This is a genomic window from Streptomyces sp. NPDC017890, assembly GCF_044328675.1.
Lineage (GTDB): Bacteria > Actinomycetota > Actinomycetes > Streptomycetales > Streptomycetaceae > Streptomyces.
The window spans coordinates 342650-367523 of record NZ_JBIRHU010000003.1; the positions used below are offsets into that span (position 1 = coordinate 342650).

Genomic DNA, 24874 nt, shown 5'->3' on the forward strand with positions numbered 1-24874 from the left:
TGGGGGCCGTCGTCTGATGTGCGAGGTCCCCGTGGTGCGCCTACCGTGGCTCGCATGGCGGAAGCGGTGGAACTGGAAGCGGGCGGACGGACCGTGCGGCTGTCCAGCCCGGGCAAGGTCTTCTTCCCGGAGCACGGCTACACCAAGCTCGACGTGGCCCGGTACTACCAGGCGGTCGCGCCCGGCATCCTGCGCGCCCTGCGCGAGAGGCCGACCACACTCCAGCGCTACCCGGACGGCGTCACCGGCGAGTGGTTCTACCAGAAGCGCGCACCCAAGGGCATGCCCGACTGGATCCCGACCGCGCACATCACCTTCCCGAGCGGACGCAGCGCCGACGAGATGTGCCCCACCGAGGAGGCGGCGGTCCTGTGGGCCGCCCAGTACGGCACCCTCACCTTCCACCCCTGGCCGGTGCGCCGCGACGACGTCGACCACCCCGACGAACTGCGCATCGACCTCGACCCGCAGCCCGGCACCGACTACGACGACGCCGCCCGCGCCGCCCACGAACTGCGCGCCGTTCTGGAGGAGTTCGGCTCACTGCGCGGCTGGCCCAAGACCTCCGGCGGACGGGGCCTCCACGTCTTCGTGCCGATCGAGCCGCGCTGGACCTTCACCCAGGTCAGGCGCGCGGCCATCGCCGTCGGCCGCGAGATGGAACGGCGGATGCCCGAGCAGGTCACCATCAAGTGGTGGAAGGAGGAACGCGGCGAGCGCATCTTCATCGACTACAACCAGACCGCGCGGGACCGCACCATCGCCTCCGCCTACTCCGTACGCCCCCGCCCGCACGCCCCCGTCTCCGCGCCGCTGCGCTGGGAGGAGGTGGGCGTCGCGCACCCGCAGGACTTCGACATCACGACCATGCCCGCGCGCTTCGCCGAACTCGGCGACGTGCACGCGGACATGGACGATCACGCCTACTCCCTCGACGCCCTGCTGGAACTGGCGACGAAGGACGAGCACGACCACGGGCTCGGTGATCTGCCGTACCCGCCCGAGTATCCGAAGATGCCGGGGGAACCCAGCCGGGTACAGCCGAGCCGCGCGAAGAAGCCGCGCCCTCAGGAGAGCTGAGCTACAGCTCCTTGATCCGGACGTCCCGGTACGAGACCACGTCCGTCGTGCCGTGCACCTGGAGTCCGATGTAGCCGGAGGCGAACCGCCGCCCGTCCGTGCCCGGGTCGTCCGAGCGCGCGGGGTGGAAGTCCTGGCCGCCGATGTTGTCGAACTCGTTGATCAGTACGCCGTTGCGGTAGACGGAGTAGTGCTGGTCGACCACGCGGATCTCGTAGTCGTTCCAGGTGCCCTTCTCCGTCACGCCGGCCCCGGCGAGACCCACCCGGTCGAAGCCGTAGACCGAGCCGGTCTTGTACATGTCGCCACTGGGGCTGTCGAACTCCTGGATCTCGTGCCCGTACTTGATGGCGACCCACTCCGGCCGTGACTCCTCCGGGTGGTCGTGGACCTGCGGGAAGCGCACGAACACACCGGAGTTGGCGTTTCCGGTGCCCGGGGCGTCGTCACGCCACTGGAGCTTCAGCGAGAAGTCGCCGTACGTGCGCTCCGGGAACCACAGCATGCCGAGGCCGGGCTTCGTGGTGCCGGAGGTGATGGTCCCGTCCGGGTTCAGCCCGAACGAACCACCGCCCACCTGCTCCCACTTCGCGAAGGACTCCTGGGTCCCGTCGAGGATCGTGCGGTAGCCCTCGGTCTGGCCGGGCGTGGCGATCCCCGACTGCCGGGCGGCCTTGTTGACCGCCCGGTACTCCCGACGATCGACGACCCCCTCGTCCAGGAGGGCGTCCATGACCTCCCGTACATGCTTCAGGAACAGCGCCTGGGACGTCCACTCCTTCTCGTCCTCGATCAGCTCGTTGATCCGGCACCGGTTGTTCGTGACCCGGTTCGGCACACCCGTGTCGACGGTGCCGACGATCACCGTCTCGCGTTCGTCGTACTCCGGGCAGGGCGGCGGCGGCACCTGGCCCGACACCACCGTGAAGCTCACGGTCAGCGGCTCGGAGGTGTTGCCCGCCTTGTCGCTCGCCCGGTACGCCACGGTGTGCCGGCCCACACGGTCGACGGCCACGGGCGCCGCGTACGCCAGGTAGGGCCCGGCGTCGAGCGAGTACTCCACACCGGCCACGCCGGAGCCGCCCTCGTCCGTGGCGCCCACGGTCACCTTCGCGCTGCCGACGTACGCGCCGTCGGAGTTCTTCGTCCCCTCCACGGTCGCGCCGGTCACCGGCGGGGTGGTGTCCCGCGGGGGAGCGGCGACGACGGTGAAGGCGACGCTCTTGACCGCCGCGCTGTTGCCCGCCTTGTCGGTGGCGCGGTAGCGCACGGTGTGCTCGCCGACCTCGTGCACCATCACGGGGGCGGTGTACGCCTGCCAGGCGCCGTCACCGACCGCGTACTCGATGGTGTTGACCCCGGAACCGGTGTCGGAGGCGGTGACGGTCACCGTCGCCATGTCGACGTACGCGCCGTCCGCGTTCCGCTCGCCGCTGACCGTCGCCGAGGTCTCCGGGGCGGTCTTGTCGTCCGTCGGCGCGGGGGCCACGGTGAACGTGACGCTCTTCTCGGCGGCGGCGTTGCCCGCCTTGTCGAAGGCGCGGTAGCGGACCGTGTGGTCGCCGACCTGGTCGACGACGACCGGCGTGGTGTACGGCTGCCAGGCACCGTCGGCGCCGATCGCGTACTCGATCCGCTCGACGCCGGAGCCGCCCTCGTCACTGGCGCCGATCGTCACGCTCGCGGCACCGACGTAGTGGCCGTCGGCGTTCTGCGTGCCGCCCACGTCCGCCGACGTGGCGGGAGCCGTCGTGTCCTCGCCCCCGCCGCCCTCGGTCACCACGAGCACGCCCCTCATCTCCAAATGGCCGGGGAGCGTGCAGTAGTAGAGGTAGCGGCCGGGGGCGAGGGTGACCTCGGCGGTGTGCTTGCCGCCCTGGTCGTCGCCCGGGTTGGCCAGGATGTTCAGCTGGACGTCGCTGTTGTACTCCGGGTCGCTGGTCATGAACGTCAGCGTGTGCGGCATACCGGTGGTGTTGCCGGTCGCCTCGCTGTTCTCGAAGACGATCGTGGCGGGACCGGCCACCGCCGTCTGCGGAGCGGACGTGTACTTGGTGATGTCGTCGCCGGCCGTCCAGGTGAGGACCTGGTCCGCGGCGGCCCCGGTCTCCGCCCGGGGCCGCCCGGAAGCCGGCGCCGCCTGCAGACCGAGCAGCATCAACAGGCCGGCCAGGACAGCGGCCCACATTCTTCGTCCGCGCATCACTCGGTCCCCCTCGCCAGCTCTGAGGCGGCCGGCGTCGGCCCACCGCCCTTGTAGGTGACCCGCCACAGGGCCGACCTGGAGTCCGAGGTGAAGAAGCCGCGGCCGTACTCCAGGAGGTACAGCGCGCCGTCCGGACCGAACTTCCAGTCCATCAGGTTCCGGATGCCGTCGTCGCCGGCCGGCACGATCCTCTTCAGCGACTCCGCATGCACCGGCAGACCGCCCTCGCCCTGCGTCTTCGGGTCCATCAGCACCGCGTTGCGCGGCTGGGCGCCGTCGTAGAAGTCACCGACGAACCACTTGCCGTCCCAGTACGCGGGCCACTTGGTCTCGCTGGTGCTGCCGGCGTCGTAGCGGTAGACCGGGCCGTTCATCGCGGCCTGGCTGCCGCCGTCGAGCCAGGGCAGCCTGTAGGTGGCCTCGCCCTCCTCGTACGACGGGATGCCGTTCCCGTCGCGCGGAAAGTCGGGGCCGCCGCCCTGCGGCGAGTACCAGATGTTGTTCCCGGTCACCGGCGGCAGGTTGACCAGGCCGTCGTTGTTCGGCGACTCGTTCTTCGGGGCGTCGCAGTCGTACCAGCCCAGCGGCTTCGACGGGTCCGGCAGGTTCCGGTCCCGGTACGGCTGCTTGTTGCCCATGCAGTACGGCCAGCCCCGGTTGCCCGCCTCGGTGATCGCGGCGAACGTGTCGTACTTGGCCGGACCCCACGTCGGCGACGGGGCGCCGGCGTCCGGGCCGACCCAGCCCGCATAGAGCGTGTCGGTCGCCTTGTCGACGGAGATGCGCGCCGGGTTGCGCACACCCATCACGTAGATCTCGCCGCGCGTCTTGCCGCCGCCCTCGGCGGTCTCCTTCCCGGTGAAGAGATTGCCCTCGGGGAGCGTGTAGGTCCCGTCCGGCTCGGGGTGGATGCGCAGGATCTTGCCGTTGAGGTTGTTGGTGTTGCCGGAGGTGCGGCGCGCGTCGGCGAAGGACACGCCCTTGAAGTTGGGCTCCGGGTTGTTGCCCGAGTAACCGCCGCTGAAGCCGCTGGAGTTGTTGTCACCGGTGGCGATGTAGAGGTTGCCCTTGGAGTCCCAGGCCATCCCGCCGCCCGCGTGGCAGCAGCTGTGGATCTGCACCGGCCACTTCAGCAGTACCTTCTCGCTGCCCGGGTCCAGCTTGTCGGTCGCCCGGTCGAGCGTGAAGCGGGAGACCCGCCGCTCGGCCATGTGCGTGTCGCGGTTGATCCCGGAGTGCGGCGTGTAGTGCAGATACACCCAGCCGTTCTCCGCGAACCCCGGGTCCAGCTCGATGCCGAGCAGGCCCTCCTCGACCTTGGACAGCTCGCCGCCACCGCCCTTGTTGCCGAAGACGGTCAGTTCACCGGCGAGCGTGACCCGCTTCGTCCGCGGGTCGTAGACGTGGATCTGGCCGGTGCCCTTGCCGACGTCCGGGTCGTTCCAGTCGGTGATCACGGGCCGGGACGAGTCCGTGCCGCCGCGGCCGATGTAGAACACGCGGCCGTCGGGCGCGGTGACCAGGCCGTGCGGCTCCCCGATCTGGTCGTTGTGGCCGGGCTGGTTGGGCGCGGTGAGCCGCTCGGCCGTGTAGTTGCCGTCGATGGTCGCCTTGCAGTCGGCACGCGCCAGGCGCGTCGTCCACATGAGGGCGCCGCGCAGATGGGCGCGGAAGTCGGTCTCGTCGTAGGACGACACCGTGCCGCCCATGCCGGTGTAGAAGGACCGGCCGCCGTCGTAGTCCCGGCACCAGCTGACCGGGTGGTCCCAGCCGTTGGCGCTCGCCCCGGGCTGGTACGTCGACTCGCGCACCCGGGCCACGGTGTGCACGTCGCCGGACGGGTTCTCCACCCAGTTCATCCACTCGTCGGGCCGCTTCCACTGCGCCGGCAGGTCCTTGGTGGCCGGATGGCGCCGGTCACCGACCTCGACGGTGGCCCGCTGGACCGCGGTGGGGCTGGACGCGGCCGGGCGGGCCCCGACCAGACCGGTGAACCAGTCCGAGTACGGCTCCGCGCGGGCCGCGTCGTGGATGCCGACGAAACCGCCGCCGGCCTCCATGTAGGCCTCCAGGCCCGCCTCCTGCGCCGGATCGAGGACGTCACCGCCGCCGGTGAGGAACACGACGGCGTTGAAGCGGCCGAGCCGCTTCTCGTTGGTGAAGACCGAGGCGTTGTCCGTGGCCTCGACCGTGAAGCGCTCCTTCGCCGGGCCGGACAGTCCGATCCGCTCGATGGCCGCGATCCCGGCGTTCACGACCGGTGACTCGTCCCCGGCCGCGGCGGATCCGTAGAAGATCAGCACCCGTACGTTCACGCCGCCAGGCGGCGACTTGATCGACATCGTTGTCAGGGACGGGTCCGGCGCCGGGCGCGCGCTGGCGGTGGGACCCGCCAGCAGTCCCGCGGCGACGAAACCGGCGGTCGCGAACGCCGCCCAGCCCCTTCTTCTCGCGCTCAACCCTCGTAAGTGCATGGGCACCTCCTCGGTCACGGCAGCAGCGCCAAGGAAGTTAGACCTCTTTGCGTGGTCCGCCAATAGGTATGACCGGGATGGAACGAACTTTGTCCTGAGTGTGGATAAACGCGGTCGCAGCCGATACCGTCCCACAGGTCCATCACTCATCACGGACAGTCATGGCTACGTCTCCGCAAATTCCATCCCAGTGTGGGGAGTTCGGCATGGACAGACGCGGCTTCAACCGGCGGGTGCTGCTGGGCGGCGCGGCCGTCGCGACATCGTTGTCCATCGCTCCGGAGGTCGCGGGCGCGGCGGACCCGGCGAAGGCGACGCCGGCGAAGACGGCACCGGCCGGTGGCGAGGTGAGACACATCAGGATGTACGCCGAGAAGCTGCCCGACGGCCGGATGGGCTACGGCTTCGAGAAGGGGAAGGCGTCCGTCCCCGGCCCGCTGATCGAGCTCAACGAGGGCGACACGCTGCACATCGAGTTCGAGAACACGATGGACGTGCGGGCGAGTCTGCACGTCCACGGCCTGGACTACGAGATCTCCAGCGACGGCACGAAAATGAACAGGAGCGACGTCGAGCCCGGCGGCACCCGCACCTACACCTGGCGCACCCACAAGCCCGGCCGTCGGGAGGACGGCACCTGGCGGGCGGGCAGCGCGGGCTACTGGCACTACCACGACCACGTCGTCGGCACGGAACACGGCACCGGCGGCATCCGCAAGGGCCTGTACGGCCCGGTGATCGTGCGCCGCAAGGGCGACGTGCTGCCGGGCGCCACGCACACGATCGTCTTCAACGACATGCTCATCAACAACCGGGCGCCCCACACCGGGCCCGACTTCGAGGCCACGGTGGGCGATCGCGTCGAGATCGTCATGATCACGCACGGCGAGTACTACCACACCTTCCACATGCACGGTCACCGCTGGGCGGACAACCGCACCGGCATGCTCACCGGCCCCGACGACCCGAGCCGGGTCGTCGACAACAAGATCACCGGGCCGGCGGACTCCTTCGGCTTCCAGATCATCGCGGGGGAGGGGGTGGGCGCCGGGGCGTGGATGTACCACTGCCACGTACAGAGCCACTCCGACATGGGGATGGTGGGCCTGTTCCTGGTGAAGAAGCCGGACGGCACGATTCCCGGGTACGACCCGCACGCGCACGGGCAGGAGACCAGGACCGGGGAGGCCCCGGCGCACGAGCACTGAGGCGACGCGGTCGGCCGATGCCGAACAGGCGCCACTCGGTACCGGGTTCCACCAGTACGCCAAGGCGGCTGCGACGTCCTCGGCCAGGTTCCCCGCCTTCGGAGCGGACGGGGCGGCCGTCGGTGACGGGCTCGATGAGAGGCGGGTCGAAGACCCGCACACGCAGCGCGGCCCACGGGCACCGTGACGACCGGGGCTTCGTACGGCCCCGTCCGGCCCGGTTCTTCGCGCGCGGGGGGAGCCGGGCGTACAGGAACGAGTCGGTCAGGCGTCATGAGCCTTTCTCGTGTACATGCCCTGATCATCACGGCGCGCGGCCCCCCGGGGCAGGGGTTCACGGACGCCGAGAGCGCTCTCTCCGGTTCGGCGGCTGCCGCTATCCTGACCGCAGCCGCCGACGAGGAGCCCTGAAGTGAGCGAGACAGCGCCGCGCCCCACGCTGGAGGCCGTGGCCGAGCGCGCCGGGGTCTCGCGGGCCACCGTGTCCCGGGTGGTGAACGGGGCGCACGGGGTGCGGGACGCGCTGGCCGAGCGGGTCCGGCGCGCGGTGGAGGAGCTCGGGTACGTGCCCAACCGGGCCGCCCGCAGCCTGGTGACCAGACGCCACGACGCCGTCGCCGTCGTCGCCGCCGAACCGGAGGCCCGGGTCTTCGCCGACCCCTACTTCGCCCAGCAACTCCGCGGCATCAGCAAGGAACTGACGGCCCGCGACAACCAGCTCGTGCTGCTGCTCACCGAGGGCCGCGAGGACCATGCCCGCGTCGGCCGCTACCTGGCCGGCGGCCACGTCGACGGGGCGCTCGTCTTCTCCCTGCACCTCGACGACCCGCTGCCCGGCCTGGTCCGCAGCGCCGGTGTGCCGACCGTGTTCGGCGGGCGCCCCGGCTGGGACGACGGCCGGGACGACGTGGTCTACGTGGACAGCGACAACCGCGGCGGCGCCCGTGAGGCGGTGCTCCACCTGGCCGGCCTCGGCCGGACCCGCATCGCGCACATCTCCGGCCCGCTCGACCAGACGTCCGCGGCCGACCGGCTCGCCGGCTTCTGCGACGTCCGGACCGACGCCGACCCGGGGCTGATCGAGCGCGGCGACTTCACCTCGGGTGGCGGAGAGCGGGCGATGCGGGAACTGCTCGACCGGTGCCCGGACCTGGACGCCGTGTTCGCGGCCAACGACCTCACCGCGGCGGGCGCCCTGCGCGTGCTGCGCGAGCGCGGACGGCGGGTGCCGGACGACGTGGCCGTGGTCGGCTTCGACGACATGCTGTCCGTCGCCGAGCAGACCGACCCGCCGCTGACCACGATCCGCCAGGACATCGAGGAGATGGGCCGGCTCATGGCCCGCCTGCTGCTGCGCGGCCTGGACGGCGGCGCCGGAGCGGAGGACCCCGCGCCTGCCGCGCCGGCCGGCGTCGTCCTGCCGACGACCCTGGTCCGCCGCGCGACCGCCTGAGACGGAGCACGGGAGACCACGGCCGGCCGGACCCGCCCTACGCCTCCCGGGGCATCGGCCTGAGCACCGCGAACCGGGCGCCGTACGGGTCGGCGAGACGGGCGAGGCGCCCGACGCCCTCGACGTCCGTCGCGGGCATCCGCACCGTGCCGCCCAGCTCCGAGGCCCGGGCGACCACGGCGTCGGTGTCGTCGACCGCGAAGTACGGCAGCCAGTGGGCGTCCGTCTCCACCGGGTCGTCGGCGAGCGGGACGACACCGCCGAACATGCTCTCCTCGCCCTCCCCGGACGGGTTCACACACGTGTACGTCCCGGCCCCGGGGAAGGGGACGGCGGAGGTCTCCAGCCCCAGCACCGCGTCGTAGTACGCGGCGGCGGCCGCGATGTCCGCCGTGTACAGCTCGACCCAGCACAGCGCACCGGTCTCGCCGGCCACGGTCAGGCCGCCCAGCCGCTCGGGCTGCCGGACGCCGAACGGCACCCCGGCCCGGTCGGTGAGGATCGCCACGGTGCCCTGGCCCAGCACGTCCGTCGGCCGCATGAGCACACCGCCCCGGGCCTGCTCGGAGGCCTTGGCCGCGGCCTGGGCGTCCGGGGCCTGGAAGTACACCGTCCAGGACGGCGGGCCCTGCTCCGGCGCGGTCCGCATACCGCCCGCCACGATCCGGCCGTCCAGCTCGAAGAATCCGTAGCCCCCGGCCTTTGGCCCCGCCGACCGGAACCGCCAGCCGAGGAGGCCGCCGTAGAAGGAAGTGGCGCCGTCGATGTCGGGCGCGCCGACGTCGATCCAGTTCGGGGCGCCGGTGACGAAACGGGTGGTGAGCATCATCGCCCTCCTCAAAAGGGTCCCGTTGCCTGCACTGCCGAGTCTTGCACCCACCACTGACAATCGCTTCCGCGCGCCGCCGTGCGCCCTCCCGCGGGGCGGGGGACCATCGGGTCGGCCCGAGCCCCGGCCGCCGGGCGTTGATCCGACGTTGATCGAACGTTTTTCCCGGCCGTGCACGCTCTGGAGCATGCACATCGAGACGACCGCGACGCCCGACCTCGCCTGGCAGGAGGAGGCGTTGTGCGCACAGACAGGGGGAGACTTCTTCTTCCCCGAGCCGGGCAGTTCCGTACGGGACGCCAAGCGGATCTGCGCCCTGTGCCCGATCCGTTCGGCCTGCCTGGAGTACGCGCTGAGCAACGACGAGCGCTTCGGCGTCTGGGGCGGACTGTCGGAGAAGGAGCGGATGTCACTGCGGCGCGTCCCGCGCTGAGCCAGGCCCCGGCACATCGCGCGGCGCACCGTCCGCGCCGGTAATTCGCTGGGCCGCGCGCGCCCCGGCAGGCAGAATCCCCGCATGTCGCCAACCGCCGCACAGCACGAGGCCGAGAGCCTGCTGCACGCCATCGATCCGCTCGCCCACCCACAGCGGATGCGGGAACTCGTCGTGCGCGCGAGGGAGTCGGCCGCACCGCGGCCCGTACTGGCCGAACTCGAACGGCACGGTGCCTACGGGCGCGGGCTCGCCGTCGTCGCCGCGTCCGCCGCGGGCGACACCGAGTGGATCGCGGACCGGATCGCCGACGCCGACCCGTATGTGCGCGGTCATGCCCTGCGTGTCGCCGGCAGCCTGGGCGTGCCGGACGCCGCGTTCGAGGCGGCGCTCGCCGACGCGCCCGAGGCGGCACGCCGCGACCTGCTGCGCGCCGTCGTGGCCGGCGGGCGCTCCGCCCTCGCCGACCGGCTCGTCGACGGGCTGCGACGCGACTGGGGCGACGCCGAGGCGGCCCGTCTGCTGCCGGGCTGCACCGCGCCGACGGTCACCCGGCTGCTGCCCGGTCTGCTCCACGCCGTCCGCGCGTGGACGCCCCTCGCCAAGCGGCACCCCGCCGCACTGCTCGACGTGTTGGAGGAGGACCTGACCGCGCTGCCCGAGGCGATGCGCGACAGCTGGTGGAACCGGTACGCACACGCGATGGCGACCCTCGCGCCCGCCGAGCCCGCGCGCGTGCTGGCACTGCTGGACCGGCGGGGGCCGAGCCGCCTGCCGCACGAACTGCGCGGCCACCTCTCCGCCTTCGCCGCCGTGGACCCGCGGCGGGTGCTGAGACTCCTGCCCACGCCAGCCTGGGCACCCCTCGTGAACGTGCACCGGCTCGGACGCACGGTCCTGCACCGGCTGACCCGGACCGACTCGCCCGAACTCGTCGCCTACGGCCGCACCCTGCTGCCCTACGGCGGTCTCCCGCGGCTGCTCAAGGCGCTCCCGCCCGCCCGGCGCCACGCCTTGTACGCGGCCGTCCGCGAGGGACGGGGCCCCGGCGCGGCCGGCGTCGACGAAGCGCTGCTGAAGGTGCTGACGCGCCGCCACGCCGAGCAGGAGGCCCGCAAGACGGCCGCCCGCGCGCGTGCGGCCGGTGCCACCGAGAACAAGGTCCTCAGCGCCGAGTCCTTCCTGCCCGTCGCCGAGGTCCGCGACCGGCTGCTGGCCGCCACCGGGCGCCCGGACGCCGACGACCGCGCCCTGGCCTGGCCCCTGCTGATCCGCAACGCCGACCGCTCCGGCGACCCGGCCGCCGTCACCGCCGTCCTCAGGGACATGGCGCGGCTGCGCAACGAACAGGACCCCGTGCGGTCCGCCGCGCTGCGGGCGACGTGCGCGATCCGGCCCGCCCTGTTCGCCGAGGACGCCGCCGAGCACCTGGAGCGCATCGCCATCGACGCCGTCGAGGCCCGCGACTCCTCGCCCGGCACCCGGCGGGTGCTCGTCGCCCTCGCCCTCGCCCTGCTGCGCGAGCACCCGGAGGGCGGACCGCGCGCGTTGGCGGACTGGGCGCTGCGCACCCTGGTACGGATATCGGGCAGCACGGGCACCGTCGACCTCGGTCGCCTCGACCGCATCCTCCGGCGCGGCCAGGAGCACCAGGTGTACGAGGCACTGCGGCCGCAGATGGAGGCGGCTGCCGAAAAGGGCGATCACCGGCTGGTTCTCGCCCTCGCCCGGTCCGCGGGCCGGCGCGCCGCCGGGATGACGGGTCTGCAGGACCTGCTGTGGCTGGTGTTCCGGGACGGGGATGTCACGGCCGCGAGCGGAGCGCTGCTCCTCTGGCTGGAGCCGGCCGGTACGCGCGACGAACGGGTGGCCCGCCTCCTCACCCACGACCCGTCGGCGGTCGACCTGCCCGTGGTCTGGTCGCAGCTGGTCCGGCGCCGCACCGACCTCCTCGACCTGGTGCTCACCGACGAGCCGCCGCACGGCCGCTTCCGGCCCGAGGGAAGGCAGCTGTCCGTGTGGGTGGAGGCCCGGGACGCGCGCCGCTGGGTGCCGCGACAGCGGGCGGAGCTGTTGCGACGGCTGTCGGCACGGGCCGCCGATTCGGCGCTTTCGCAGCACGAGCGCGCCGAAGCCGTCACCGAGGCCGCGGCCGTGCCCGACGGCGGCGCCGACCTCGCGCGCCGCTGGTCGGCGTCACCGGAGGTCGAGATGGCCGAGGCCGCGCTCGCCGCCCTGGCCCGCACCGACCGGGCCGCCGAGGCGCTGCCCGAGCTGCTGGCGCACGCCGGCGGGGACCGGGCCCGCGTCGCCGTGTACGCGGTCACCCGGGCATCACGGCAGGTACGCCCGTCGCGCCTCGCCGCCCATCTGAGGGACGTACTGCGGGCGCCGGACGCCAAGGTGACCAGCCGCAAGGAGGCGGTCCGGCTCGCCGCGGCCCGGCTTCCCGTCCCGGACGCGGCGTCCCTGGTCACCGAGGTCTACACCCGGCCGGGCACGCACCCCGACGTACGCGCCGCCTGTGCCGCGTTCGCCGGCGGCCTGCTCGCGCGCGACGAGATCTGGGAACTCCTGCGCGACGCCGCCGGCGGCGCGCCGGTGCTGCGGGCCGCGGTGCTGCGGGCCGCGCCGCTGGACCTGCCCGAGGCGTACCGCGCGCGGTACGCCCGCCTGGTACGCGAGACCGCCGTCACCGACGACCCCGCCACGGCGGCCCTCGCCTTCGACGCGCTGGCCCGCTGGACACCCTGGTCGGCCGAGGCGCCCGCGGTGCTGGCCGGTGCCGTCACCGACCTGGCGAACAGGGGGACCTGGCATTCCGCGGCCAACGCCCTGATCAGCGCGGCGCCGGGCACTCCGCACGGCCTGGCCGGGCTCCTGGACGCGCTGCGCACGCTCGCCGGCACGGCGTCCGACGACGACAGCGACGCCGAGGCGCGCCGCGACCGGCCGGCGCGCCGGCGCGTCGAGTTCCTCGTCGCCCGACTCGGGGCGGCTTCCTCCCGTTCCGAGGCGGCCGTCCGTCCGGCCGGCCTCGCCGCCGCAGAGCTGCTGGCGGAGTACGAGGCCTACGCGGCGCAGGCCGCCGTCCTGGCGGCGACCCACCTCGACCTGACCGCCGTACCGCCGTGCCTGGACCGGGTGACCGCCCTGGCCGGAGCCGACCGTCCGGCACTCGCCGCGCGCGTCGCCGGGGAAGTGCGCGGGCGCCTGGAGCGCTGGGAGCAGCCGGGCGACCCCGAGGCGCTGCGCGTCGAGGCCGTCGCGCTGGCCGAGCACGGCGGCCACGCCGAGGGGCTGCTGGCCGTCGCCGTGACCGCCGCGCTCGGCAGCCGCGAGCAGTGGCCCGCACCCTGGCGCGAGCTGCTGCGGGCGCTGCGCCGCCACCCGGTCCCCGACGTGCGCGACGCGGCGCTGGAGGAGACCACGGCCCACGAGTGACGGCGGCCCGCAAGTGTGACCACGGCCTACGGGTGCGGCCTACGGGTGACGGCGGCCGGGTGCGGCCGAGGCGGTCGGGGCGGGTGCGGTCAGCCCGCCGCCCGGGCAGCCATCCGCGCCTTGCGCGCCGCCAGCTTCTCGTCGAACTTGGCGGCCTCGGCGTCCAGTCCGCCCATGTACAGCCCCAGCTCCTCCTGGGCCGCCTGCCCGTCGGGGCCGAGGCCGTCGATCTCCATGATCTTCAGGAAGCGCAGCACGGGCTGGATCACGTCGTCGTGGTGGATGCGGAGGTTGTAGACCTCGCCGATCGCCATCTGCGCGGCGGCCCGCTCGAAGCCGGGCATGCCGTGACCGGGCATCCGGAAGTTCACGACCACGTCCCGCACCGCCTGCATCGTCAGGTCGGGCGCGAGCTCGAAGGCCGCCTTGAGCAGGTTGCGGTAGAAGACCATGTGCAGGTTCTCGTCGGTCGCGATGCGGGCCAGCATCCGGTCGCAGACCGGGTCGCCGGACTGGTGGCCCGTGTTGCGGTGCGAGATGCGGGTGGCCAGCTCCTGGAAGGCGACGTAGGCCACCGAGTGCAGCATCGAGTGCCGGTTGTCCGACTCGAAGCCCTCACTCATGTGGGCCATGCGGAACTGCTCCAGCTTGTCCGGGTCGACCGCGCGCGAGGCGAGCAGGTAGTCGCGCATCACGATGCCGTGCCGGCCCTCCTCCGCGGTCCAGCGGTGCACCCAGGTGCCCCAGGCGCCGTCCCGGCCGAAGAGGCTCGCGATCTCGTGGTGGTAGCTGGGGAGGTTGTCCTCCGTCAGCAGGTTCACCACCAGGGCGATCCGCCCGATCTCGGTGACCTTGGACTGGCCCTTCTCCCAGGCCTCGCCGTCCTCGAAGATCCCCGGGAAGTTCCGGCCGTCACTCCACGGCACGTACTCGTGCGGCATCCAGTCCTTGGCGACCGTCAGATGCCGGTTGAGTTCGGTCTCGACCACTTCCTCCAGCGCGTACAGCAGCCGGGCGTCGGTCCATTCGGCGGAATTGCCGAGGTGCGGGGAGACGATCGTCACGGAGAACTCCAGGGGACGTGCGACAGAGCGGAATGCGGCCGGCGAGCGGTGCCGGGAACCTACGGGATCGTAGGCTACGAAACCGTAGGTTACGAGACCGTAGGTTAAACGCACTGTAAAGGTCCCTGATCACCCGCAGTCCACCGGGGTACGGGAAAATCCCGGGACACGCAGGTCCAAGGCCGAACGGGTGAGATCCGCGGTGCTCAGGCGTACAGCTCCGCAGATGTACCGAGAGGCACGTCACAAGCCCTCGAGCTTCTCGGACTCGCCGACGTCCACGACCACCGGCTCGCGGCCGAGGCCGGCGAGCGGGACCGCGGTCTTCGGCACGGGGGAACAGCGACGGCACGTCCACACTCGGGAGGTGTCCGATCACCGTCCCGTCCGGCAGCGCGGTGACCGCCGACTTCAGGTACGGCACCTCGCTCACGGGCACGGCGACGACCCGGGCGCCCAGCGGCTCGAAGGCCGCCCGCAGCCGCTGGACGCCGGCCGCGTCGGTGCTCCTCCCACTGACTGAAGGGCGTGGGAGGTACCCCGGCCGCGTCCGACGCGGGATCGTGTCGTCCCGCGAGTCGGGGGCCGGGGCGGCGGGCGAGGGCCTTCGCGCCGGGACGAGGGTCTCCGTACCGGCGCCGGCTTCCGGCGCCCGTGTCGCGGCGCCGGTTGGCCGTCATGCGGCGCCGGCCCGCGCCGACGTGTCCCCCGTCAGTGTCCCGTGGCCCTCCTGAGATGCTCCGCCGTGCTGGACCCGCGGGCCGTGAGCAGTTCGCGCGGGGTGCCCTCGAAGAGCACCCGGCCACCGTCCCGGCCGCCGTCCGGGCCGAGGTCGATCACCCAGTCGGCGTGCGCCACCACGTCCAGGTTGTGCTCGACGACCACGACCGTGTTGCCGGTGCCGACCAGCCGGTCCAGCAGGCCGAGCAGCCCCTCGACGTCCGACATGTGCAGTCCGGTGGTCGGTTCGTCCAGGACGTACACGGCGCCGGTGCGGTGCAGCCGGGTGGCCAGCTTGATGCGCTGCCGCTCACCGCCGGAGAGCGTGGACAGCGGCTGCCCGAGTGTGAGGTACGTGAGGCCGACGTCCCGCAGGGCGCGCAGCCGCCGCCGTACGCCCGTGTCGGCGAAGAAGTCCAGTGCCTGGTCGGCGGTCATCGCCAGCACGTCGGCGATGGAGCTGCCGTCGATCGTCAGCCGCAGCACCTCCTCCCGGAAGCGCCGCCCCTCGCAGTCGTGGCAGGCGGTCGTCACCGGGTCCATGAAGGCGAGGTCGGTGTGGATGACTCCGCGTCCCTCGCAGGTGCCGCACGCCCCCGCCGAGTTGAAGCTGAAGAGCCCCGGCTCGGCGCCCGTCTCCCGCGCGAAGACCTTCCGTACCGTGTCCATGATCCCGAGGTACGTGGCCGGGGTCGACCGTGCCGAGACGCCGATCGCGGACTGGTCGACGGCCACCGCGTCCGCGTGGGCGGCGATCAGCTCCGCGACCAGTGTGCTCTTGCCCGACCCGGCGACGCCGGTGACCGCGGTCAGCACCCCGGTGGGGAAGGCCACCGTCACGTCCCGCAGGTTGTGCCGGCCGGCGCCCTTCACCCACAGCTCCCCGGCCGGCGTCCGCGGCTCGTCCTTCACCGCCGTACGGCGTCCGAGGAACCGTCCGGTGAGCGTGTCCGCCGCGGCCAGCTGACCCGGCGTCCCCTCGAAGACCACCCGGCCGCCGCCCGCGCCGGCCCGCGGACCCATGTCGACGACGTGGTCCGCGAGCGCGATGACGTCCGGGTCGTGCTCGACGACCAGCACGGTGTTGCCCTTGTCGCGCAGCCGCAGCAGCAGGTCGCCGAGGCGTCCGACGTCGCGCGGGTGCAGCCCGACGCTGGGTTCGTCGAAGATGTACGTCATTCCGGTCAGGCTGGACCCGAGGTGCCGCACGGTCTTCAGCCGCTGCCCCTCGCCACCGGACAGGGTGGAGGTCTCCCGGTCGAGGCTGAGATAGCCCAGCCCGATCGCCGCGATGCGCTCCAGCGCGGCGATCGCGGCACCGGCGATCGGCCGCGCCACCGGGTCGCCGATCCTTCTCAGTACGGCGATCAGGTCGGTGACCTGCATACCGGACCAGTCGGCGATGGAGTGCCCGTCGATCCGGGTCGCGAGCGCCGCCGCGTTCAGCCGGGCGCCGCCGCAGTCGGGGCAGCGGTCCTCGACCAGGAACCGCCGCACCAGGTCCCGGGTCTTCGCGCTCATCGCCGACAGGTCCCGCTTCAGGTACAGCCGCTCGAAGCGGTCGGCGAGGCCCTCGTACTCCGTGGTCCAGGTGCCGCCCGTGCCGTTGACGGTGACCTTGCTGCCGGGCCGCCCGCGCATCAGGAACGCGCGCTCGGCGTCCGTGAAGTCGCCGACCGGCTTGTCCGGGTCCAGTTCGCCGGTGTTGGTGTACGCCTGCCCCTGCCAGGTCCCCGCCGCGAAGGGCGGGAAGCGGACCGCCCCGCCGGCCAGGGACCTGGCCGGGTCGAGGACGCGGTCCCAGTCGGGCCGCACCTTGCGGCCCAGGCCGTCGCAGCCGGGGCACATGCCCGACGGGTCGTTGAACGAGTACGCCGTCGCCGCCCCGGCGCTGGGGGTGCCGTGCCGGGAGAACAGCACCCTCAGCACCGAGTGGATGTCGGTCATCGTGCCGACCGTGGAACGGGAGTGGCCGCCGACCGGACGCTGGTCGACGACGATGGCGGGGGAGAGGTCCTCCAGGGTGTCCGCGTGCGGCCGCTCGTACTTGGGCAGCCGGTTGCGTACGAACCAGGTGAACGTCTCGTTCAGCTGGCGCTGTGACTCGACGGCGATCGTGTCGAACACGACCGACGACTTCCCCGATCCCGAAACGCCGGTGAACACGGTCAGCCGGCCCTTCGGGATGCGGAGCGTGACGTCCTGGAGGTTGTTCTCCCTGGCTCCGGTGATGCAGATGAACTCGCTCATGCGAGCGACGCTAGGCGGGATACCCGACAGCTTCTGGCGTGGTTTCCTTCAGTTCTCCCTCCTCCATCAGCAGCCATCGGGTGATGCCGACCGACTCCAGGAACGGCATGTCGTGGCTGGCAACGATCAGCGCCCCCTCGTACGACTCCAGCGCGGTGGTGAGCTGCCGCACGCTCGCCATGTCCAGGTTGTTCGTCGGCTCGTCCAGCATCAGCAGCTGCGGTGCGGGCTCGGCCAGCATCAGCGCGGCCAGGGCTGCCCTAAAGCGTTCGCCGCCGGACAGCGTCGCCGCCTTCTGGTCGGCGCGGGCGCCCCGGAACAGGAAGCGGGCCAGCTGCGCGCGGATCCGGTTGTTGGTGGCGCCCGGCGCGAACCGGGCCACGTTCTCGGCGACGCTCAGCTCGCCGTCGAGGACGTCCAGGCGCTGTGGCAGGAACCGCATCGGGACGTACGCCGTCGCCTCGCCCGCCACCGGCTCCAGCTCCCCGGCGACCGTGCGCAGCAGCGTGGTCTTGCCCGCGCCGTTGCGGCCGATCAGTGCGATCCGCTCCGGGCCGTGCAGGTCGAGACCGCCCTCCACGCGCGCGCCGTGGACCAGCCGCAGGTCCCGGAGCGTCAGTACCGAGCGCCCCGGTGGCACGGCGGTGTACGGCAGGTCGACACGGATCTCGTCGTCGTCCCGCACCGCCTCCACCGCGTCGTCGAGCCGCTCCCTGGCCTCGGCGAGTTTCTCCTCGTGCATGATCCGGTGCTTGCCCGCGGACTCCTGCGCCGCGCGCTTGCGGGCGCCCATGACGATCTTCGGCTCACGCTTCTGTTCGAACATCTTCTGGCCGTACCGCTTGCGGCGGGCCAGCTTGACCTGGGCGTCGGCCAGTTCGCGCTTCTGCTTGCGCAGGTCCGACTCGGCGACGCGCACCATCCGCTCGGCCGCCTCCTGCTCCACGGCCAGTGCCTCCTCGTACGCCGAGAAGTTGCCGCCGTACCAGGTGATCTCCCCAGAGCGCAGGTCGGCGATCTGGTCCACGAGGTCCAGCAGCTCGCGGTCGTGGCTGACCACGACCATGACCCCCGGCCAGGAGGCGACGGCCGTGTACAGCCGCCCCCGTGCGTACAGGTCGAGGTTGTTGGTGGGTTCGTCCAGGAGCAGGACGTCGGGCCGGCGCAGCAGCAGCGAGGCCAGGCGCAGCAGCACCGACTCGCCGCCCGAGACCTCGCCGACCGTGCGGTCGAGCCCGACGTGCCCGAGACCGAGTTCGCCGAGCGTGGCGAGGGCGCGCTCCTCGACGTCCCAGTCGTCGCCGACGGTCTCGAAGTGCTCCTCGGCCACGTCGCCCGCCTCGATGGCGTGCAGCGCGGCCCGCCGCGCGGCGATGCCGAGCACCTCGTCGACCCGCAGCGCGGTGTCGAGCGTGACGTTCTGCGGCAGGTAACCGACCTCGCCGGCCACCCGGGCCGTGCCGTCGGCCGGGGCGAGCTCCCCGGCGACCAGCTTCAACAGGGTGGACTTGCCCGACCCGTTGACACCGACGAGCCCGGTCCTGCCGGGGCCGAAGGAGGTGTCCAGTCCCTCGAACACGGGCGTGCCGTCGGGCCAGGCGAAGGAGAGGGACGTACAGGTGATGGAAGCAGACATACGGGGTCTCCGCGGTTGCTCGAAGCGGTCAGGGGCAAACGCGTATCGAGACACCGGGAGGCGGCGACGCCGTCGGGCGAGGGAAGGAGGAGCCCAGGGGAGTGTCCGGGCATGAAAAATGCCCTGCTCCGCAAGAACGGCTCGAGCGCCGAGGTCGCACGCGGCATACACACATGCACGGCATGTGTGACGCGGTGTCTCAGGACCTCAGACGAGCAACGTCCTTCTCCAATCGGCGGCAACAGAAGCGCTGTACACCGTACGAGAGACCGGGTGGGCTGTCAACGCCTTACCGCGGATCGATTCCACGGCCCCAAGGAGGCCCCTGTGCCCAACGGCTCGCTCTCACTGCCGGCCCGGCTCTGCCTGCTGGCCTGGGACCCGGAGCGGTCCAGCGCCGCCGACACCGCCCGGCTCCACCATCTGGTGCGCGCCGGCGCGCTCACCGAACTGGCCCAGCGCGGTCTGCTCACCGACGACGAGGGCATCGCCACCCCAGTCGACCTGGACTCCCGCACCGGGGACGCCGTCCTCGACGGGCTGCTGGACCTCGTTCGCGAGTCGATGCCGCACCGGTGGCGGACGTGGGTGAGGCTGCACGCGCGGGTCACCTTCGACGCGGTCCGGGAGCAGTTGGTGGCCGAGGGGCATCTGCGCGCCGAGAAGAAGCGCGTCCTCGGCGTGTTCCCGTCCGTGGAGTACGCCCTGGCGCGGGTCGCGGCGGCGCGGGCGCTCCGCGAGGAGACGCGGTACGTCCTTCAGGGGCCGGTCCCGGCCGGGCAGGTCCCGGAACGGGACGCGGCCGTGGCCGCGCTGGCGGCCGCCGCGGAACTGCGCACCCTCGGGTTCAGCGCGTTCGCATCCGCCGGGCCCGGCGCGCGCCGGGACGACCGCATCGCCGAGCTGACCGGGCGCGGCGGCGCGGCGGCCCCCGGGCTGCGGAAGATCGTGGACGAGGTGTGGGGAGCGGTGAGCGCGGAGACTGCGCGGGCCGCGGCGTCGGCGGGCGGCTGACCCGGCGCGCGCGGCGGCGTCGGGCGTCAGCGGGCCCCGCGGCCGGCGCGCGGCGGTGTCAGGGGCGTCAGGGTGGCGTCAGCGGGCCCCGCGGCCGGCGTGCGCGCCGGGTCGGAGCTGCGTCAGGGCTGTGTCGGAGCTGCGTCAGCAGGTCCCGCGCATCAGCTCTGCCAGGTCGTGGTCCAGGTCCAGCTGGAGGTGTTCCAGGCCGACCGGCACCAGCTCGCCGGTGGCCTGCAGGAACCGGCGCAGCTCACCCGAGCGCACGTGGATCACGGCGGTGCCCTCGGGCGCGTGGAACTCCAGGACCGTGCGGTCGTATCCGTACGGGCGGACCCGCACGTCACCGTGGCCGTCCGGCTCCCGCATCCCCGAGATGAGCAGCTCGCGGGAGAAGGTCCAGCAGACCTCCACGCCTTCGAGAGTGGCCGGAGCCGGAAAGGTCATACGGACGGCGAACGGGTCGCTGCGGTCGTAGTGCAGCGTGGCGGGAAAGCTCGGCATACGCGGCGCGGCGGCGACAAGACGCGCCTCGACGGGCTGCTCGATGACGGTGGACAACGCCTTGCTCCCTCGTGACGGCTGGACGGGCTTCCGGGGTGGTACGGGCCGGGCACTGGAAGAGACGACGGAATCAGCCAATCCGTGCACACGATGACCGAGTGACCTCTGTCACCGCGTTCATGCGCGGGAGTGACACGCCGCTCCTCCCGTGCCCCGTAAGGCACTTGTGGCACTCGTGCCCGCACCGGCGTGCCGCACACGGTCCTCTGGACGGCGGCGGGCCGGTGGGCGGAACGTCTCCCCGCCGGACGCCGGCGACCTGCAGTTCCGGGACGTCGAGGCATTCGACGCCCGACGGGCCGTGGTCCTGGCCATCGGCGAGGGCGGGGCGTCCCGCACATACCGCACCGACGACGGCGGGGAGACCTGGACCGAGCCCTTCCGCAACACCGACGCGCGGGCCTTCTACGACTGCCGCACCTTCTTCGACCGCCGCCACGGCCTCGCCATGAGCGACCCGGTGGACGGGAAGTTCCGGATCCTGTCGACCAGCGACGGCGGGCGCTCGCGGAAGGTGCTGCCGAGCAAGGGCATGCCGGCCGCGCAGGAGGGCGAGGCCGGGTTCGCGGCCAGTGGCCAGTGCCTGGTCGCGTCCGGACCGAAGGACGTGTGGCCGGCCACCGGCGGCGCGGCACGCGCGCGTGCCGCACTCCGCCGACCGAGGGCTCACCTGGACGGCCTCCGACGCCCCGGCCCCGGCGGGCGACCCGGCCCGGGACGTCTTCGCCCTCGCCTTCCGCGACCGCGCCCACGGCCTCGCGGCCGGCGGTGACTTCCGCCCCGGCCAGGCCTCTGCGAGGGCAGCGGCGCGTACCGGCGACGGCGGCCGTACCTGGCGGCCCGCCGACCGGCCGGCACCGGCCTACCGATCGGGCGTCGCCTGGCCCCCGCACAGCCGCACGGCCGCCCTCGCGGTCGGTCCCACCGGCACGGACCTCACCACGGACGGCGGCCGCACCTGGCGCACGGTCGACACCGGCTCCTACGACACCGTGGACTGCACTGCCGACCTGGGCTGTTGGGCCGCCGGCGAGCAGGGACGGGTCGCCCGGCTGGAGCGCTGACGCCGCGCGGTGCCGGGTGTTTGTCCGTAACGTGGGTAACCGTTCGCTGAACGTGAGAGGAAGTGAGCGGACATGCCACGCGGTTCGAGCTCCAAACGGGAGCGGCAGTACGAGCACATCAAGGACAGTGCCGAGGATCGTGGCGAGAGCACCGGCCGCGCCAAGGAGATCGCCGCCCGGACGGTGAACAAGGAGCGCGCCCAGTCCGGCGAGTCGAAGACGGCCAGCCGCACGTCCACGCGGGACAAGTCGCCCAGTGAGCGCGGCGGCCGGCGGTCCGGGAACCGGCAGGGCCCGCAGGGGGCCACCTACGACCAGCTGTACCAGGAGGCCAAGCGCCGCGACATCAGCGGTCGTTCGAACATGAACAAGGGTGAGCTGCAGCGTGCCCTGGGCAAGTGAGCCGTACGGCCCCTAGCCGAGGGTCTGTCGGTACCGCTCCAGTGCCGGCGCCGTCTTGGTGGCGACGAACTCGGTGACGCGGTACGCGCACACGCCGGCCCTGACGAAGGGATCGCCCGCGGTGATCTCCTCGATCCGCGCACGGTCCTCCGCGACGGCGATGATCACTCCGCCGTCGCGGGGCTCCTTGCGCCCGGACGCCAGGACCACGCCCTGCCCGTACAGCTCGTCGAGCCATGCCACATGGTCCTCCAGCACGGCGTCGACGGCGTCGAGCGGGGCGGTGTAGGACAGTTCCAGTACGAACATGAGCGTGAGCCTACTGGGCAGGTCCCGTAGGCTTGCGGCCACCATGACGACCGTGACCGTGCAGATACCCGCCGACTGGCCCGCGACCGAAGAGCGGGCCCGCGCGGTGCAGGACGAACTGCGGGCCCGCGTGGTGCGCGACGAGCCGGGCCCGCCGCCCGGCACCGGCCGGGTGACCGGAGTGGACGTCGCCTACGACGACGAACGGGACGTCGTCGCGGCGGCGGCCGTCGTGCTGGACGCCGCGACCCTCGCCGTTGTCGCCGAGGCCACGGCCGTCGGCCGGATCTCCTTCCCCTACGTGCCGGGCCTGCTCGCGTTCCGCGAGATCCCGACCGTCCTCGCCGCGCTGGACGCGCTGCCCGGCCCGCCCGGGCTGGTCGTCTGCGACGGCTACGGCCTGGCACACCCGCGCCGCTTCGGCCTCGCCAGCCACCTCGGTGTGCTCACCGGACTGCCCACGATCGGCGTGGCCAAGAACCCGTTCACCTTCACGTACGACGACCCGGACGCGTCCCGCGGCGGTACGTCCCCGCTGCTCGCCGGCGCCGAGGAGGTCGGGCGGGCCGTCCGTACCCGCGCCGGCGTCAAGCCGGTCTTCGTCTCCGTCGGGCACCGTGTGAGCCTCGACAACGCCTGCGCGCACACCCTGGCACTGGCCCCCGCCTACCGTTTGCCCGAGACCACCCGCAGGGCGGACGCCCTGTGCCGGGCGGCCCTGCGGGCGGCCACCGCCTAGTCGGCCTGACCCTCGACGCTCCAGCGGCCCACCTCCTGGTACGCGGAGTCGTAGACCACCGACCCGTCGCCGGGCCGCAGCGCGTAGTGATGCAGGTTGCCGCCCCAGTACCGCAGGATCCGCTGCAACTCGCCCGTGGGGTCCTCGGCGAGCGCGCCCTCGTCCATGGTGATTTCGAGAAGGAACTTCATACCTTCAAGGGTTTCATTGAACTCCTTGTTGGTACTTTGCCGCGCTGGGTCGCAGGCGGGGACGGCTCATGGGGGAGGGAAGGCTCAAATCACGGTGACCGCCGGCATGCGCCGGTGCTCATCACCGGCTGAGTATCCGTACGGATGTGCCCACGCCGGCGGCCGCGGCAGGCTGGACCGCATGACGACGCACCGAGCACCCGAGCGGTCCGCCCACCGGCCCGGCCGGCCCGTCGAACGGACCGTGGTCGCGGGGCTGGTGCTCGCCGGGGCGGCGGGGCTGGCCTGGATCGGCGGGATGATCTACACGCTCGCCGGGTGGTCGGGGTAAGGACTGTCCGCCGTACAGCCCCTGGGGGGCGACTGTGGGGCGGGCCTTCGGGGTGTGCCGTCCGCCGGAGCCCCGCCCGACAGGCTCCTGGGGCGGGCCGTCCGATCGGGCAGCCCGGGGCAGCCCCTGGAATGTGCCGTCCATCGCGCGGGCCCTCGGCGTGGCTCGTCCACCGGGCAGGCACTGGGGCGGACCGTCAGCGGGTCGCGGCCACCCGGAAGCGGATGTCCGCCGCCCGCAGCCGCTCGATCAGCGCGTCCCCCATCGCCACGGCCGTCGTGACCTGCCCGGCCGTCGGCGGCAGGTCGTCGAGGGCGAGGGCGAGCGCCGCCTCGGCGAACATCTTCGCCGTCTCGTCGTACCCGGGGTCACCGCCCGCGACCTCGGTGAACACCTTCCGGCCGCCGCCCTCGCCCACGAAGCGGACCGTGAACCAGCTTTTCGCCCGCTTCTCGGCGCTCGGCCCGTCACCGGGCTTGAGCCGGCCGGACAGCCAGCGCCGCGCGGGCGGTACCTGAGCCGCCGCCACCAGCGCGCTCACGGCCGCCACTCCGCCCACCGCGACGGGCAGACGCCGGACGGCCGCGTAGTGGCGGTAGCGGAAGTCGGGGCCGTACCGGTCCAGCGCCTTCGCGGAGCGCCGCACGATCTGCGCGTCGATGGTCGGCAGGGGCAGCGCCCAGGCGCCCACCTCCCCGGCGAACCGCGGCGCGCCCGCCGGCGTCACCGCCCGGCGCCCCACCAGCCGGGGCTCGTGCCGCCGGCGTTCGCGCGCGGCGTCCCGAAGCTGCCGGCCGCGCGAGAACTGACCCAGCGCGGAGGCGAACGTACCGCCCGAGAAGGTGGCGTCGGCGGTCACGAAGCCGTCCACGGCCAGCGGCACGCCCTCGGGCAGCTGCCGCACCGTGAAGTACACGCCGAGGTCGTGCGGGACGGAGTCGAAGCCGCAGGCGTGCACCAGCCGCGCGCCGGTCTCCCGCGCGCGTGCGTCGTGGCGGACGTACGTCAGGTCCACGAACTCGGGCTCACCGGTGAGGTCGAGGTAGTCGGCCCCGCTCTCCGCGCAGGCGGCGACCAGCGCGTCGCCGTACCGGACGTACGGGCCCACCGTCGTGGCCACCACGCGCGCCTGCTCGGCGAGTTCACGCAGCGAGGCCGGATCGGAGACGTCCGCGCGCAGCACGCCCACGTCCGCCGAGCCGGGCAGCCGCTCCCGCAGCCGCCGCAGCTTCTCCTCACCGCGGCCGGCGATCGCCCAGCGCAGCCCGTCGGGCGCGTGCGCGGCGAGATACTCCGCGGTGAGCTCGCCGACGAAGCCGGTCGCTCCGAAGAGCACGATGTCGTACGGCCGGTCGGCCCTCTTCAGCCTGCTCATGACATCCCTTCGTCACCCGCCGGTAACCCCTGGTTCCGCAGCACGCGCCGTTGCCGGTGGCTGAGGCTAGCGTGTGGACTGCGGGACC

Annotated in this window: 19 protein-coding genes and 2 pseudogenes; 10 read left to right on the forward strand and 11 right to left on the reverse strand. The window is 72.8% G+C overall.

Annotation, left to right across the window (positions count from 1 at the left end; translation table 11 throughout):
• The first annotated feature begins 54 nt into the window (after positions 1–54).
• Complete coding sequence (gene ligD, locus ACH4F2_RS06380) at positions 55–1080, forward strand: non-homologous end-joining DNA ligase (protein WP_398131525.1); 1026 nt, start codon at positions 55–57, stop codon at positions 1078–1080.
• Between the two features lies 1 nt (position 1081).
• Here the strand turns inward: ligD and ACH4F2_RS06385 are convergent, their stop codons facing one another.
• Together ACH4F2_RS06385 and ACH4F2_RS06390 are read right to left on the reverse strand one after the other, a co-directional pair.
• A complete protein-coding gene (locus ACH4F2_RS06385; protein WP_398131594.1) occupies positions 1082–3268 on the reverse strand; it encodes an OmpL47-type beta-barrel domain-containing protein in 2187 nt (728 codons plus the stop codon).
• Positions 3269–3282: 14 nt separating this feature from the next.
• Complete coding sequence (locus ACH4F2_RS06390) at positions 3283–5760, reverse strand: ThuA domain-containing protein (RefSeq protein WP_398131526.1); 2478 nt, start codon at positions 5758–5760, stop codon at positions 3283–3285.
• 206 nt (positions 5761–5966) lie between these two features.
• Here ACH4F2_RS06390 and ACH4F2_RS06395 point away from each other — a divergent pair, with 206 nt between their 5' ends.
• Both ACH4F2_RS06395 and ACH4F2_RS06400 read left to right on the forward strand, forming a co-directional pair.
• Positions 5967–6968: a multicopper oxidase domain-containing protein gene (locus ACH4F2_RS06395; RefSeq protein ID WP_398131527.1), complete on the forward strand. Its 1002-nt coding sequence runs from the start codon at positions 5967–5969 to the stop codon at positions 6966–6968.
• Between the two features lie 412 nt (positions 6969–7380).
• Positions 7381–8421 (forward strand): LacI family DNA-binding transcriptional regulator, encoded by a 1041-nt coding sequence (locus tag ACH4F2_RS06400; protein ID WP_398131528.1) that lies wholly within the window; start codon positions 7381–7383, stop codon positions 8419–8421.
• Positions 8422–8458: 37 nt separating this feature from the next.
• Here the strand turns inward: ACH4F2_RS06400 and ACH4F2_RS06405 are convergent, their stop codons facing one another.
• Positions 8459–9247, reverse strand: coding sequence for a VOC family protein (locus tag ACH4F2_RS06405; RefSeq protein WP_398131595.1), 789 nt, complete (start codon positions 9245–9247; stop codon positions 8459–8461).
• A gap of 190 nt (positions 9248–9437) precedes the next feature.
• Here ACH4F2_RS06405 and ACH4F2_RS06410 point away from each other — a divergent pair, with 190 nt between their 5' ends.
• The gene (locus ACH4F2_RS06410) at positions 9438–9683 is read left to right on the forward strand and encodes a WhiB family transcriptional regulator (RefSeq protein WP_398131529.1); all 246 of its coding nucleotides are present in this window, start codon (positions 9438–9440) and stop codon (positions 9681–9683) included.
• Between the two features lie 84 nt (positions 9684–9767).
• Positions 9768–13127 carry a hypothetical protein gene (locus ACH4F2_RS06415; RefSeq protein ID WP_398131530.1) on the forward strand — a complete coding sequence of 1120 codons (3360 nt, stop codon included), beginning with the start codon at positions 9768–9770 and terminating at the stop codon, positions 13125–13127.
• Positions 13128–13216: 89 nt separating this feature from the next.
• Here ACH4F2_RS06415 and ACH4F2_RS06420 read toward each other — a convergent pair whose 3' ends face one another.
• The 4 genes and pseudogenes from ACH4F2_RS06420 to ACH4F2_RS06435 form a co-directional block, all read right to left on the reverse strand.
• Positions 13217–14191, reverse strand: coding sequence for an acyl-ACP desaturase (locus ACH4F2_RS06420; RefSeq protein WP_398131531.1), 975 nt, complete (start codon positions 14189–14191; stop codon positions 13217–13219).
• Between the two features lie 220 nt (positions 14192–14411).
• Positions 14412–14705 (reverse strand): annotated as a pseudogene (locus ACH4F2_RS06425) (N(G),N(G)-dimethylarginine dimethylaminohydrolase); the annotation flags it as partial.
• Positions 14706–14902: 197 nt separating this feature from the next.
• Complete coding sequence (locus ACH4F2_RS06430) at positions 14903–17161, reverse strand: ATP-binding cassette domain-containing protein (RefSeq protein ID WP_398131532.1); 2259 nt, start codon at positions 17159–17161, stop codon at positions 14903–14905.
• Between the two features lie 10 nt (positions 17162–17171).
• A complete protein-coding gene (locus tag ACH4F2_RS06435; RefSeq protein WP_398131533.1) occupies positions 17172–18797 on the reverse strand; it encodes an ABC-F family ATP-binding cassette domain-containing protein in 1626 nt (541 codons plus the stop codon).
• A gap of 327 nt (positions 18798–19124) precedes the next feature.
• On the opposite strand from ACH4F2_RS06435, the gene ACH4F2_RS06440 reads away from it, so the two are divergent.
• The gene (locus ACH4F2_RS06440; protein WP_398131534.1) at positions 19125–19811 is read left to right on the forward strand and encodes a GPP34 family phosphoprotein; all 687 of its coding nucleotides are present in this window, start codon (positions 19125–19127) and stop codon (positions 19809–19811) included.
• Between the two features lie 144 nt (positions 19812–19955).
• Here ACH4F2_RS06440 and ACH4F2_RS06445 read toward each other — a convergent pair whose 3' ends face one another.
• Positions 19956–20372, reverse strand: a complete 417-nt coding sequence (locus ACH4F2_RS06445; RefSeq protein ID WP_398131535.1) for an SsgA family sporulation/cell division regulator — start codon at positions 20370–20372, stop codon at positions 19956–19958.
• Positions 20373–20601: 229 nt separating this feature from the next.
• Here ACH4F2_RS06445 and ACH4F2_RS06450 point away from each other — a divergent pair.
• Positions 20602–21439: pseudogene (locus ACH4F2_RS06450) on the forward strand (WD40/YVTN/BNR-like repeat-containing protein); the annotation flags it as partial.
• A 72-nt stretch (positions 21440–21511) separates the two neighbouring features.
• A complete protein-coding gene (locus ACH4F2_RS06455; RefSeq protein WP_398131536.1) occupies positions 21512–21841 on the forward strand; it encodes a plasmid stabilization protein in 330 nt (109 codons plus the stop codon).
• Between the two features lie 12 nt (positions 21842–21853).
• Here ACH4F2_RS06455 and ACH4F2_RS06460 read toward each other — a convergent pair whose 3' ends face one another.
• The gene (locus ACH4F2_RS06460) at positions 21854–22150 is read right to left on the reverse strand and encodes a YciI family protein (protein WP_398131537.1); all 297 of its coding nucleotides are present in this window, start codon (positions 22148–22150) and stop codon (positions 21854–21856) included.
• Positions 22151–22193: 43 nt separating this feature from the next.
• On the opposite strand from ACH4F2_RS06460, the gene ACH4F2_RS06465 reads away from it, so the two are divergent.
• Positions 22194–22889 (forward strand): endonuclease V, encoded by a 696-nt coding sequence (locus tag ACH4F2_RS06465; protein WP_398131538.1) that lies wholly within the window; start codon positions 22194–22196, stop codon positions 22887–22889.
• Here ACH4F2_RS06465 and ACH4F2_RS06470 read toward each other — a convergent pair.
• The gene (locus tag ACH4F2_RS06470) at positions 22886–23080 is read right to left on the reverse strand and encodes a hypothetical protein (protein WP_398131539.1); all 195 of its coding nucleotides are present in this window, start codon (positions 23078–23080) and stop codon (positions 22886–22888) included. The genes ACH4F2_RS06465 and ACH4F2_RS06470 overlap by 4 nt on opposite strands.
• Before the next feature lie 181 nt (positions 23081–23261).
• Between ACH4F2_RS06470 and mmpA the strand changes: the two genes are divergently transcribed.
• Positions 23262–23411: a morphogenic membrane protein MmpA gene (mmpA, locus tag ACH4F2_RS06475; protein WP_398131540.1), complete on the forward strand. Its 150-nt coding sequence runs from the start codon at positions 23262–23264 to the stop codon at positions 23409–23411.
• Between the two features lie 196 nt (positions 23412–23607).
• Here the strand turns inward: mmpA and ACH4F2_RS06480 are convergent, their stop codons facing one another.
• Entirely contained in the window at positions 23608–24786 is a 1179-nt protein-coding gene (locus tag ACH4F2_RS06480; protein ID WP_398131541.1) for a saccharopine dehydrogenase family protein, read from the reverse strand.
• Between the last annotated feature and the right edge of the window lie 88 nt (positions 24787–24874).

Excerpts from the sequence above, each read along its gene's own strand:
- ligD (WP_398131525.1), top strand. The coding sequence starts at position 55 with ATGGCGGAAGCGGTGGAACTGGAAGCGGGCGGACGGACCGTGCGGCTG.
- ACH4F2_RS06385 (WP_398131594.1), bottom strand. The coding sequence starts at position 3,268 with ATGTGGGCCGCTGTCCTGGCCGGCCTGTTGATGCTGCTCGGTCTGCAG.
- ACH4F2_RS06390 (WP_398131526.1), bottom strand. The coding sequence starts at position 5,760 with ATGCACTTACGAGGGTTGAGCGCGAGAAGAAGGGGCTGGGCGGCGTTC.
- ACH4F2_RS06395 (WP_398131527.1), top strand. The coding sequence starts at position 5,967 with ATGGACAGACGCGGCTTCAACCGGCGGGTGCTGCTGGGCGGCGCGGCC.
- ACH4F2_RS06405 (WP_398131595.1), bottom strand. The coding sequence starts at position 9,247 with ATGCTCACCACCCGTTTCGTCACCGGCGCCCCGAACTGGATCGACGTC.
- ACH4F2_RS06410 (WP_398131529.1), top strand. The coding sequence starts at position 9,438 with ATGCACATCGAGACGACCGCGACGCCCGACCTCGCCTGGCAGGAGGAG.
- ACH4F2_RS06415 (WP_398131530.1), top strand. The coding sequence starts at position 9,768 with ATGTCGCCAACCGCCGCACAGCACGAGGCCGAGAGCCTGCTGCACGCC.
- ACH4F2_RS06430 (WP_398131532.1), bottom strand. The coding sequence starts at position 17,161 with ATGAGCGAGTTCATCTGCATCACCGGAGCCAGGGAGAACAACCTCCAG.
- ACH4F2_RS06435 (WP_398131533.1), bottom strand. The coding sequence starts at position 18,797 with ATGTCTGCTTCCATCACCTGTACGTCCCTCTCCTTCGCCTGGCCCGAC.
- ACH4F2_RS06455 (WP_398131536.1), top strand. The coding sequence starts at position 21,512 with ATGCCACGCGGTTCGAGCTCCAAACGGGAGCGGCAGTACGAGCACATC.
- ACH4F2_RS06460 (WP_398131537.1), bottom strand. The coding sequence starts at position 22,150 with ATGTTCGTACTGGAACTGTCCTACACCGCCCCGCTCGACGCCGTCGAC.
- ACH4F2_RS06465 (WP_398131538.1), top strand. The coding sequence starts at position 22,194 with ATGACGACCGTGACCGTGCAGATACCCGCCGACTGGCCCGCGACCGAA.
- ACH4F2_RS06470 (WP_398131539.1), bottom strand. The coding sequence starts at position 23,080 with ATGAAGTTCCTTCTCGAAATCACCATGGACGAGGGCGCGCTCGCCGAG.
- mmpA (WP_398131540.1), top strand. The coding sequence starts at position 23,262 with ATGACGACGCACCGAGCACCCGAGCGGTCCGCCCACCGGCCCGGCCGG.
- ACH4F2_RS06480 (WP_398131541.1), bottom strand. The coding sequence starts at position 24,786 with ATGAGCAGGCTGAAGAGGGCCGACCGGCCGTACGACATCGTGCTCTTC.